This window comes from Escherichia sp. MR (genome assembly GCF_005280595.1).
GTDB lineage: Bacteria > Pseudomonadota > Gammaproteobacteria > Enterobacterales > Enterobacteriaceae > Escherichia > Escherichia ruysiae.
This window is the reverse complement of record NZ_SZVK01000076.1, coordinates 1-11,578: the sequence shown is the minus strand read 5'-3', so window position 1 is coordinate 11,578 and position 11,578 is coordinate 1. Positions and strand designations below refer to the sequence as shown.

Below are 11,578 nucleotides of genomic sequence, written 5' to 3'. Positions count from 1 at the left end.
CTGATAGAAACAGAAGCCACTGGAGCACCTCAAAAACACCATCATACACTAAATCAGTAAGTTGGCAGCATCACCGAGATTTCCCGCGCTTGAGAATAGGTGAAGTAGCTCTTTAGATCACGGGTGATACGACTACGGCTCGTTGACTGAAAAAATTGTTTAATATCAACAACGGCAAAAAAATCACTTTTTAAGTGTAATCTGGCAGCTTTAAGATGCCCACCAGTTCTTAGATGGTAAAAATAGAGTGGCGGAATCCACTTGTTTCTGACAGCCTGAAGTATCTTCCCTCCGACTTTACGTGCCTCAACGCTTGGGACATAAACCCAAACCCCGGGCTTAATCTCAAATTTATCTTCCCACCTTTGAACTTCTATTGTCATGAGTTAAATTGTTGTAGTTGAAGGCCATGTTAAGAACGGCGTAAACCGCACCAACTAAGCCAACAAACGCGGTTGCGCATTTGAGCATAGCGGTGATCAGTTCAACACGCGCCTTAACTAAGCCAAGTTCGTTTGTATCCATAACTTGTTCCTCCATAGATACCTGACGTCTCTTAGCGCAAGCGCATGGCCCTAACTAAATAAAAAATAACAACCAGTTAGCCCAGAAAGCTTAACAAGTCGGCGTCCGATTACATGGCAATCAGGTAATCGGTCCGCAGTCGCAAAGCGACAAACTACATATCTACGGAGTGGGGATAAATCCCCGCTAACGTCAGGCATTGTTAATTTAACCTCAACTGATAGAAAAGTATAGTTTTAAATCATGTAGTTATGTCGCCATTTAAATCGGCAAACCCACCTGTTTAAATTTATGAGGATGCGGCTGAACCGGATTTGACTCTTTTGGCGTTGCAATCGAACGAACAAAAGTTTCATGGGTAACAAAAGTATGGCTGCAGTTAATGTTCTGGCACTGGTTGTAACGCTCTTTGGTCAATGAAGATACCTGAAAACTGCTGCGAGTATGGGCGGCACTTCCACACAGTGGGCAAATCATCATTTTTCGAGCTCTCCCCATTTGTGCTAAATTCACAATAATGATATCGCATTATTCCATTTTTCAAACTTAAAAGTTCTCCATTGTAAAGAATCATTCCATTTCGAGATCATCAACCTTCACTTCAAGCTCAAGACTGGTCGTAAAACCATTATCCGGGCTGACGGTATGTGTCAGAGTCGTAATGGTCCATTCCGCATCATCTATCGGCTGTTTAAAGCCGCTGACCTTCACAGGCATTTCCGTGTAGAGATCTGCCCGACCTTCCGCCAGTTGTAGCGAGAATGACGCAACGCCACGTTGCAGGCGTTCCCACTGCATTTTCGCCGCCCGTTCGGCGTTGCTCCGGTTGGCATAGGTGCGATTAAGTACCAGCACGTTTTCATCTGTACCCACCAGGTAATCGCCCTGCTTCGCTTCCGGCTCTTTCTTCTGCTTCTTAGTCCTGCACTTACGCTTCACCGTGGTGCTTTCTTTCTTCGCGGGTTCGCGGGTATGCAACCAGCTGGCAATTACGCCCGTGTAGGCTCCGCGATCTGCCAGGGTAAAGCGGTGACTGTCGCCGTCCTTGCGTGTGATAGTGATCACCGGCAGTGGTTTACCGCTGGCGCTTTTACCCTGTCCCTGCCGGATGAATAACAGATTGCCATTTTTCACCGACGCAATAGCACCGTACTGGCGCGCCAGCCGCATCAGAAAACTGCCGTCACTCTCATTGGTCTGGTCTATATGTTCCACGGGCTTATCCGACAGGTCTTTACCCAGTGCCATCTTCAGCTTGTGCCGTGCGGCTATTTCCTTCACCACTTCCCCAACGGTGGTCTTGTGCCACGACTTTTCACGGCGGGTATTCAGCGTTTCACGAAAATCAGCACTTCGCGCCCGGATAGTCAGGCGGTCCGGTGCGCCAGTGTGTTCAATCTCGTCCACCGTGAATGCCCCTTTCGGGAAAAGCGGCTGCCCCTTCCAGCCCAGCGCCAGCGTAATGACCGCACCACGGCGCGGCAGCACGATTTTTCCGTCGGCGTCGTCCAGCTCCAGATCAAGCTGGTCCGCTTCAAAGCCCCGATTGTCCGTCAGCGTCAGACTCATCAGACGGTTATCCAGCACAGTAGTGATATCCCTGCCCTCAATACTGATGCTGAATGCGGGAGTTTTGTTGCCTTTGTTAAGCAGTTCAGAGCTGAAATTCACGACTGCAGCCCTCCCACCGTTTTACTGATATCACTTAAGGCAGATGTTGCCGTGTCCTGCAGATTATTCAGTTGCGTACTGAGATCACCGAACATATCGGACAGGGATTCATCCACCCGTTTGAGCGACAGGGTGAACTCAATCCGGCGCGGCATACCGTCGCGGAAAAACTCCGTTTTAGTCTGATTCAGTCCCTCAATCACATACATGCCGTAAATCGTGCCGCTGCCTTCAATCAGGGGCCATGCTTTTCCCTGTTCTGCCATCTGCTCCAGAGCCAGCAACGACAGCCTGCCGCCCGTTACCTCCGGCATAAGAACACCTGAAAGCGTCAGCGTGTCGTTGTCCGGTCCCAGAAACTGCGTTGACGGGCGTCGGTTTACCCGGCTGTTTGCCGCATGTCGCCAGCTGCGTTGATACTGCAGCTCCTGATACGGCACGGTGCGCAGCATAAACACGTACAATCCCAGCACCATCATCATGCGTCGTATCCCCCCTGATCGCTGTAGTTACTCCTGGCTTTTGCCTTCAGCCTGCGTTCACGTTCATCAAGCTGGCGTGCCACCTCCCGCGCAATATCCTGCGCACTTTGTCCTGGCTGCATCTGGATGATGATCTGCGTCGGTGCCTCAATCCTGTAAACAGGCGGCACAGTGGCTGCGCGACTCACAATTGCTTCTCCACCTTTCGCGGGAAGTGCCAAAGGGTGCAACGGTGGAAGCTCTGCTGGCGCGGCAGCAACGCCCATCATTCCGGCAACAACGGTAGCCAGTGCAGCTGTATTTCTCCGGCTGGTCACGTTTGCCGGACCGTTAACAATTTCAGGCCCGTTTTCACCGACAATGCCGAACTGCCCGCGCGGGATATAGCCGCCGCTGTCATACATCCCCGCAAATCCATATCCCCATGACGGAAAACCACCCGATGGCATCATCACTTTACCGTCTGCATTCACCGTCGCAGGTTGCTGACGCGTCACACTTTGCGGCAGTTTCGCCTTTGCAGCCTCTTTACTGACAATGCCGAGTTTCTCCAGTAACCAGGAAACGCCGGATTTCAGGGAGTCCAGCGGATGCATGACCATATTCAGCCCTTCCGCCAGCGCCTCCCCGAATCGTCGCCCCATTGCCGCTGCGCTCTGCAGTTCGGCAGAGGTCGACTTAACGGGCGTCAGCAGATCAGTAAACCAGCCCCACAACGCCTGCACTTTGTCGCCAATCCACTGAAACACAGGCTTAAGTGGTTCGAATGCTGCACTGACGGGACCTGCCGCCGCTTTGAATCCTTCCACCACGCCACCAAGAAATGCGGTGATGGGTTGCCAGTATTTCCAGACAACCAGCGCCACGCCCGCCAGTGCAGTAACCACAAGACCTATCGGACTGAGCAGAGCACCTAACAGACCAGATACGGCATACAGGGCAACGCGCAGCATCGCCAGTGGACCAGATGCCAGTACTCGCAGCACCGTGCCTGCGGCGGCCAGTCCACCGCGCAGTACCGCCAGAGGATTCATAAACATCACAGCAACAGCACGTAAACCGGATAATCCAGACCGCAAAAGTGCAACCGGCGCACCTGCTACAGTTTTCAGGACATTTCCCGTCAGTGATGCCGTACGGCGCAAAGACGACAACGGCGCAGTAAGTAAACCCGCTGCGTTACCCGATGAAACAAGCCCGCGTCGCAGCACTGCCAGTGGAGCGCCAGCCAGCCAGGACAACGCGCTGCTGGTTCGTGTTACTGCTGCCGTAACGGAAGGTAACGTTTTGATGCCCAGCACAGAGAATCCCAGACGGATGACTGCCAGCGGCCCCAGCACTGCAGCCAGCGCCACAGCCAAGGTGCCGAGGCCTACGGTAACCGCAGCCACAATAGCGGCTACTTTCATCAGTGTGCCCGTCAGTTCCGGGTTAGCTTCCACCCAGCGACGCAACGCTCCCGTAACGCTTTTCACCGTGTACAGAATATCCATCAGCGGCTGGCGCAGCGTTTCGCCCAGGCTGCTGAAGGTATTCTGCGCTCCGGTTTTAACCAGCAACCACTGAGCAGAAAGTGAGTCCTTGTTGATGTCGGATTCTTTCTGCATGGAACCGAGCGCATCATTGCCCGCTGTCAGTTTTAGCTGGCGCTGTAGTTCCGGCAGGTTGTTTGCCAGTTTCGCCGCGTCATCGCCAAACTCTTTACCAAACAACATGGTCATGGCAGACAGACGCTTGTCCTGCGGCAGTGCGTTCACCTTCTCCAGCACACGCTGGATAGTTCCCATCGCATCCTTCGTCATCTGCTTTTCAATCACTTCAGGATTGAGTTTCAGCAGATTCATCCCTTCAAAGAAACTCTTGCTTTGCATGGTGGCAATGGACAATTCACGCACCATCGCGTTTGCTGCACTGGCTGCAACCTCCGGCGCAGCACCCAGTGTCAGGAAGGTGGAACCCAGCGCCGCCGCTTTACGATAATCCAGACGATCAGCCACACCGCCCAGGCGTTGCATGACATCAATGATGTCTGCCCCTTTCGACATGGCGTTATCATCCAGATAGTTCAGCGCATCACCGAGCTGTTCAATATTGCGGGTAGGTATTTTGTAGAGCTGGGCGATTTTCCCCAGGCTTTCTGACAGTTCATCCGCTGGCAGCTCAAAGGCTGTTGCCGCCTTTGCTGCCGTACTGGCGAAGGCCAGCAGGTCACGTTTCTGGTCTTCCCAGCTGTCGTCAGGGTTTGCGACGTTCATGCGCGCACCACCTTCAACCAGTGCAGCGAAGTCCACCGCACCGTTTTCCATCGGCAACTGTTCGCTGGCAGCCTTGATGGCATCCTGCATTTCATAAAAACGTGCAGTACGGTTTCCATTATCGTCACGCAGACCATTGACCTGCTTTGCCACACCTTTCATGGCATCTTCCATGCTGGTATAGCTTTTTACTGCCGCCATCACTGGCGTCCCCATTGCCAGCCCTGCAGCCGTGGTAGTGGCTCCGGCTCCTGCAATACGATCGCGCACCTCCAGCGAACGGGCATAACTGGCACGCGCCGCATTCATCCTGCGCTGAGCTTCACCCAGTCGCTTCAGCCGCGCCTCCTGTTTCGACAATTCCTGGTTATAACGTGATGTTTCACGGGCTAAACGGGCAGTTGCTCCCGCATCATCTTTCGCAGAAATTCCCGCCCGGTACAGTTCTGCACGCACAAGCGCCGTTTGCTTCTGCAAATATTTTTGCTGTTCTTCCAGGCGTTGGACTGCCAGCGTTTGCCGACCTAAAGCCACAAGGTGCCGTTGTGATGGTTGTTCCATCGCCTCCAGCTCAGAGCTAAGCAAATTAGCCTTCTGTCTGGCATAGTTCAGCCTGTCGCCTAACTTCTTGTTATCAGCCTGCAGCTTGCGAAATTTTTCCAGGCTATTACCCGCCTGATTGAGTTGCTTTAATGCGTCACGGGAGTTTCTGATTGCGCCAGCCAGCTCTTTCGAACTGGCCTGTGCAACACGGAATGGGCGGGTGAGTTTGTCAACCGCATTAAGAATGACCTGCAGCCGCAGGTTGTTATCACTCATCGTTGGCCCCGCTTCTCTGAATCGCTTTATACCGCCATTCCAGCACTTCGGTCAGCGGCATAACGTCAGTAACGGATGGCGGCCAGTGAAAAATGGTGGCGATGTCTGCCACCAGATCGTCAACCGTCAGGCTGTCGGTAAACCGGCAAGCACCGACTTCTTCAACAAAAAAGTGACAACCTCAACCGACATAGCGGTGAGATCTGCCGGGTCCATCTCTGCGATTTCCTGTGCAGTCAGTACCGGACTGGAAATGCGGGGGATCACGGTCATCATCGCGTTCACATCCATATCCATAATGGCCTGCAGGCGCGTGCCGCGCAGCGCACCGGACTGCGGCTTACGCAGCACAATTTCGGTGATTTCCGTTTTACCGCGCTTGATAGGGGTATCCAGTTGAATGGTCTTTTCAGTCTGCTTATCGCTCATTTTGTTGTCCTGTAAATTGGGTTCTGGCGCGGTATCCCGCGCCGTTCAGATACATCAGAGGCCGAGGGCGTTGCGGTGCGCTTCCATCAGGTCCACACCGTCCACAATTTCCACCATGTTGATAAGGTCCACTTCATAGAGCACCTCACCATTGATGGTCAGCTTCGCGTAGCTGTTGGTACTGGTCACTTTGGTGGTGTTGCTTTCGCCCGTCTTCCACTCGCCGGAATCCACTTCTCTGTGACGTCCACGCACCACAAGCTCCACGGCCTGCACTTCCCCGGTATCGTCACGCTGGATAGAGCCGGTAAAGCGCAACTGGATGCCATCCACCGTGGATTTGCCCATCTGCTTAAACAGCAGCAGTTCGGTACCACCAATGGAAAATTCTGTATCCAGTGCACTGTCATCCAGTCCCAGATCCACATCCACCGCCCCCGGCATACCGCCGCCGCGATACTTCTCATATTTGCGGGTGAATTTCGGCAGCGTCAGCGACTCAACGATTCCCTGCCAGTTGTTCCCGTCGTTAAACAGGTTCAGATGTTTTAATTTGCGTGGTAAAGCCATGTTGTCCCCTTACGCGCTGACCTGGCTGGCGAAATTCACCAGGTACTGATCGGTGATGCGCTGGCGCAGCATCAGATTTTCAAGTGGCGGCACTGGCGTGTAGTCGTAGTCGATGGTGAGTTTTCCGGCTTTAAGCGTGTCTTTGTCGTTCACCGACTCGTCCAGCCAGCAATCACCACCAATGAGATAGCCCTGACTGACCAGGCTGCGCATTTTGGCGCGGATACCTTCGATAATGTCGCGGGCCAGCGACGGGTTCAGCGGTTTGTCCACCGCCCACATGTGTGCTTCTGCCATCGTGTCCGTCAGCACCTGCGCCGTGCGGGTGTAATTTTCGAAGGCAAAGAGCGAGTCATCACTCAGGCAGCGGGAACCCCAGAAGCGGAAACCGTATTTACGCACAAGCGTGGTGACGTCGTTCTGGTTCAGCAGACCTGCATCGGTTGCCGGGTCCTGCAGATCCCAGAACACATCTGCAGAAATTCCGGTGACACCGTTCACGCCCACGTTGGACAGGCTTTTGTGCCACCCGGTCTGCTCATCAATTTTGGCACGCAGACCAAGCGCACGGGCGGTGGCATATGCCGTTGCTTCGGCATTCAGCACCGTGTCCCAGCCAGTAAAGTCGGGCCAGATCAGCATTCCTTCGCGCTGGCTGAAGTTTTCACGGTAAGTGATCGCCTCCTGCACCGTCTTGCAGCCATACGCTGACAGGTAAGCAAACCCACGCAGGCTTTGCGCCACGCTCAGCAACTCAGTAGCTACCGCCTTCGTGTCGTGACCTGGCACGCCGAGAATGCGCGGTTTAACGCCGAGCTGTGACTGGGCAGATAACAGGGCTTTCATGCCTGTTTTTTTACCTTCAGCGGTCACTGCTCCGATGATATTGGTCGTGGTTTCTTCTTCCGTTTCACCCTGCGGCACACGCACAACAACGGTCACGGGTTTTGCCTGGTCAGCGATGGCATCCAGCGAACGGGCCAGCGTACCGGACTCACCCGCTTTACCGCTGGCAGTCAGCACATCAGTGATCAGCACGGGTTTATTAAGAGGAAACATTTTTGCATCGGCATCATCGCCCGTGCAGACCATACCCACGATGGCGGTGCTCACCGTGGTAATGGATCGGGTGCCTTCGTTGACTTCAACTACGCGCACCCCGTGGTGGTAATCCTGAGCCATAGTGGCGAACCTCCTGATTGGATTAGGCTTCGCCCTATGTTGAAGTTATTGTGCCTGACAAACAGCTAAGCGCAGTTGTACCGTTATTCACACAAAATGACGGTATTTGTCTGCTTTCAGGGATAATCAAAATAAAGCTGATTCAGGGAGATTCATTGCTCTTATTTGCCGGAAATTTTCGATAAATGGTAGAAACGCCTACATCAAAAATCAGTGCAATACGCTGTCTTGATTCTCCGGCCTTGAGTAAACGCCCAATCTGTGCCCACTGTTCGCTGGTCAACTTAGGACGGCGTCCACCTACTCTGCCTTTAACACGAGCTGCAGCCAGTCCCGGCCTGTCGGACTTAGTGCCACTGATTTTATCCTCAAAAATCCACGCACATCCCGTGCAGTTCAGCGCATTGCGTTGCAAATCAGTGTGCTGGTCATTTGTTGATACACGTACATAGCCAATAAGCATGAGCATCCCCCTAAATAAAAACCGGGGATGATGCCTGTTAGCCATTATCTCTGTATTTTCAAAAACGTTCGACTGGTGAAGCTCTTACCACACATTTACTGATAGTGGCCGTGTACTTCCCGGAACAACCCAAGATATCTAATATTAATGGACTTAATTTATGGTGTGATGACAGCAATAGTAGCATCTACCCCAAAATGAGAATCTGTTACATACAATAAAGCAATTCCTAATTGATTGAATTAATGATCATTGATAATATATGTAAATATTAGCTCACGAGTGTTTAGTTGCAATTCTTATACCACTCAATCTAAAGTTGACAAATTAAATGAAAAACGAACCACATCTTATTATAACAGAGACACCCAGCACTCGAAATTCCATTATAGACTCAATGAAAGGATTAGCTATAATTTTTGTCGTGTGGGGCCATTCAATTCAGTTTGTAAAAAAAGATAGTTTAAATTTTTTTGACAACCCATTATTTATTACCATTTACAGCTTCCACATGCCATTTTTTATGCTGCTTAGCGGCTATCTTTTCTATTTTTCTCTCAAGAGAAAAGCATCATCAATTATCAAAAGAAAATTCATGCAGTTAATAATCCCATCCATTGCATGGTTCATTGCTGAATCCATTTTTGTGGGAAGAGATATAAATTTAATAAATATTAGATATGGAGCCATCTACGCCTTCTGGTTCCTTTCTGCACTCTTTGCAGTATCTATTGTTTATACTATTTGTCACTCAATAAGCAAACAATATTCTGTGGTGCTTTATTTACTGATATTTAGTATATCCCTTGCATATGGAGATGATTGGAATATGGACAAAATTAAATTTATGGCCCCTTATTTTATCGCTGGTATATCCGCCCATCGCATTTTAGATTTTGCCTCTAGAAATAGGCACAAAATTGGTGTGTTAGCCGTATTAACATGGATTGGTATGCTTCTCCTATGGAATAGAGAGTATTATATTTACATATCTAAAATGACATATGAGAATGTTGATTTCTGGCATCAATCATTCATTATTATATTTCGCTACTTCATTGGCTTCGCCGGAAGCATATCGCTTATATATGCTTATACATTTTTATCAACGAAAAATAATTTATTTATACGAGCCACATCCTTTGTCGGTACTTACACCTTTCCCATCTATATAATCTCGTCGTTTATTTTTTACAGAATAGAGGCATACGTGAACATTAATAACCTATGCGAAAATCCACTCATATATAACCTCATCATAACCCCTTCATTTGTTTTCCTTATTGTAACCACCTGCATAATTGTAGCAAGGTTATTGAAAACCAACAAATACACCTCACACATTTTATTAGGCGGTAGGCAAATATAAAGGTATTAAGAATATTTTTGCCAATAGATAATAACTAAAATGGGGTATGATGATGTATTATTTATCTATTATACCCCATTCAAATTGTCATGTATTATTCCCGTACAACCTGTAAATTATCATCACTGATACCGTCATCAATCATCAAGTCGCCAGCATCTTTGACGATTTACACTAAAGATTTCTACACTGGTTGCAGCGGCCAGGTGATATCCGGCGCAGTTGATGTATCCACTTTCGTCAGTGCATAGCGATATTTCTGCCATGCTGCCAGTCGCGGCACGTCAGCGTCATCGATATAACCGCCCGCCTGTGCATCAGCCAGCGGGGCGATAACGACTGACGCTTCTGCCAATAGTGCTGCTTTTTTCACATCTGCTACCGCAACGAGTTCATCATGAGCCGGTGGCGGAATATCCCCCCATGCTGGCATTCCGTCATTCCCGGCAACACGCACCTTACCTGCGGGAGGGTTGATGAATTGCTGAAAAATATCTTCATTCACATCATGGCCCGACTCCGGCCACATCCCTGCTTGTTCATACTCATTCTGTAGCTCATACGGATAAAATGCGTTTGTTATTGCGTCATAGCGATACGTTCTCATACCTATTCCCCCACTACGATAGCGCTACCACCAGTGCTCACATTTGTATTTCGTGAAATGATATTCGTTGCAGTACACGTCCCCGCTATTGTGCCAACTCCGCCTGACCCTGGTACATAATCGGACGTAATTGCCCATCCTATTGCGCGATTTGGAAATGGAATGGGTAGCGGGCTTGTAATATCCCCAGGGCCATTGGCTATTCCCCGCCACTGCAGAATCCTGCCTCCAGGTAATTTCTGCCAGCCAGAGCCAGAGCTAAAAGCGTTCATGTCAGGAATTTGATTTGTGCCAGTCCCAACGTCTCGTTGTGCGGCGGTTTTCAAACCCAGGAATGCGAGAAGACCAGCAACATCCTTTCCACTCAAATTAGTCAGCGTATTGTCCAGCGGTTGTTTACCTGACAGCGCATTAAGCATTGTCGTGGCAAAATTCGGGTCATTCCCCAGTGCCGCCGCCAGTTCGTTCAGTGTATCCAGTGCCGCAGGGGCAGAACCCACCATTGTCGCAATTGCCGATTTCACAAAAGCCGTGGTGGCAATCTGTGTATTGTTAACCGACTGTGCGGCAGTGGGGGCTGTTGGCGTTCCGGTGAGTGCCGGACTTGACAGCGGCGCTTTCAGTGCCAGCGCATTGTTAATGGTGGTACTGAATTTCGGGTCATTATTAATGGCAGCGGCAATTTCTTTCAGCGTATCCAGTGTGGCTGGCGCACCATTAATAAGGGCCAGCAGTGCCGCCTGAACAAACGCGGTGGTCGCAATCTGCGTGGTGTTATTCCCCTCCGCTGGCGTTGGCGCTTTGGGGGTTCCAGTAAATGTCGGGCTGGATTTTGGCGCATACTGTGAATGTGGGTCCGCTGCGGCAAGGTGTTTTGCCATTTGGTCATCCACATACACCTTCAGCTCCAGTGCCTTGTCATCCACATACTTGCGGGTTGCCAGCACTACAGCAGGGTCGATTTTCAGGGTGATATTGTCCGTGCTGCTGGTTATCAGCACCATGCGCACGGTCTGGGTGCGCCCGCTGCCTTCAGCCAGTTGCGGCTTATAGCTTTCCGGGCAGTTGCCGACGGCAATCAATGCCCCGGACTCATCAAACAGGCCCACTTCACGTATCCACCAACCGCCCGGTGATGCTGCCAACTTACTGATTTAGTGTATGATGGTGTTTTTGAGGTGCTCCAGTGGCTTCTGTTTCTATCAG

General features: G+C 50.7%; 12 protein-coding genes and 1 pseudogene. 1 reads left to right on the top strand and 12 read right to left on the bottom strand.

The genetic code is table 11. The annotated features are described in order from the left end of the window. Positions 1 to 351: 351 nt before the first annotated feature. The 10 genes from FC814_RS22915 to FC814_RS21025 all read right to left on the bottom strand — a co-directional run bounded on the left by FC814_RS22915 (position 352) and on the right by FC814_RS21025 (position 8,396). Positions 352 to 525, bottom strand: a complete 174-nt coding sequence (locus tag FC814_RS22915) for a hypothetical protein (protein WP_000380485.1) — start codon at positions 523 to 525, stop codon at positions 352 to 354. A gap of 261 nt (positions 526 to 786) precedes the next feature. Further along, a complete protein-coding gene (locus FC814_RS21065; RefSeq protein ID WP_000972389.1) occupies positions 787 to 1,005 on the bottom strand; it encodes an ogr/Delta-like zinc finger family protein in 219 nt (72 codons plus the stop codon). Positions 1,006 to 1,095: 90 nt separating this feature from the next. Further along, positions 1,096 to 2,196: a phage late control D family protein gene (locus tag FC814_RS21060; RefSeq protein WP_137326420.1), complete on the bottom strand. Its 1,101-nt coding sequence runs from the start codon at positions 2,194 to 2,196 to the stop codon at positions 1,096 to 1,098. Beyond that, positions 2,193 to 2,678, bottom strand: a complete 486-nt coding sequence (locus FC814_RS21055) for a phage tail protein (protein ID WP_137326419.1) — start codon at positions 2,676 to 2,678, stop codon at positions 2,193 to 2,195. The genes FC814_RS21060 and FC814_RS21055 overlap by 4 nt, the downstream gene beginning before the upstream one ends. After that, complete coding sequence (locus FC814_RS21050) at positions 2,675 to 5,752, bottom strand: phage tail tape measure protein (RefSeq protein ID WP_137326418.1); 3,078 nt, start codon at positions 5,750 to 5,752, stop codon at positions 2,675 to 2,677. Before FC814_RS21050 ends, FC814_RS21055 begins: the two co-directional genes overlap by 4 nt. Then, on the bottom strand, positions 5,745 to 5,864 hold the full coding sequence (locus FC814_RS21045; RefSeq protein WP_000763311.1) for a GpE family phage tail protein: 120 nt from the start codon (positions 5,862 to 5,864) through the stop codon (positions 5,745 to 5,747). The genes FC814_RS21050 and FC814_RS21045 overlap by 8 nt, the downstream gene beginning before the upstream one ends. Before the next feature lie 14 nt (positions 5,865 to 5,878). Further along, positions 5,879 to 6,181: a phage tail assembly protein gene (locus FC814_RS21040; RefSeq protein ID WP_001281013.1), complete on the bottom strand. Its 303-nt coding sequence runs from the start codon at positions 6,179 to 6,181 to the stop codon at positions 5,879 to 5,881. Positions 6,182 to 6,235: 54 nt separating this feature from the next. Continuing rightward, positions 6,236 to 6,751 (bottom strand): phage major tail tube protein, encoded by a 516-nt coding sequence (locus FC814_RS21035; RefSeq protein ID WP_001207664.1) that lies wholly within the window; start codon positions 6,749 to 6,751, stop codon positions 6,236 to 6,238. Positions 6,752 to 6,760: 9 nt separating this feature from the next. Beyond that, positions 6,761 to 7,933: a phage tail sheath protein gene (locus FC814_RS21030; protein ID WP_137326417.1), complete on the bottom strand. Its 1,173-nt coding sequence runs from the start codon at positions 7,931 to 7,933 to the stop codon at positions 6,761 to 6,763. Between the two features lie 142 nt (positions 7,934 to 8,075). Further along, positions 8,076 to 8,396, bottom strand: a complete 321-nt coding sequence (locus FC814_RS21025) for a recombinase family protein (RefSeq protein ID WP_137326416.1) — start codon at positions 8,394 to 8,396, stop codon at positions 8,076 to 8,078. Between the two features lie 331 nt (positions 8,397 to 8,727). Between FC814_RS21025 and FC814_RS21020 the strand changes: the two genes are divergently transcribed. Continuing rightward, positions 8,728 to 9,765, top strand: a complete 1,038-nt coding sequence (locus tag FC814_RS21020) for an acyltransferase family protein (protein WP_137326415.1) — start codon at positions 8,728 to 8,730, stop codon at positions 9,763 to 9,765. A gap of 184 nt (positions 9,766 to 9,949) precedes the next feature. On the opposite strand, the gene FC814_RS21015 is transcribed toward FC814_RS21020, so the two are convergent. Both FC814_RS21015 and FC814_RS21010 read right to left on the bottom strand, forming a co-directional pair. Then, positions 9,950 to 10,372 (bottom strand): tail fiber assembly protein, encoded by a 423-nt coding sequence (locus FC814_RS21015; RefSeq protein ID WP_106901664.1) that lies wholly within the window; start codon positions 10,370 to 10,372, stop codon positions 9,950 to 9,952. Between the two features lie 188 nt (positions 10,373 to 10,560). Beyond that, positions 10,561 to 11,502 (bottom strand): annotated as a pseudogene (locus FC814_RS21010) (phage tail protein); the annotation flags it as partial. Positions 11,503 to 11,578 lie beyond the last annotated feature (76 nt).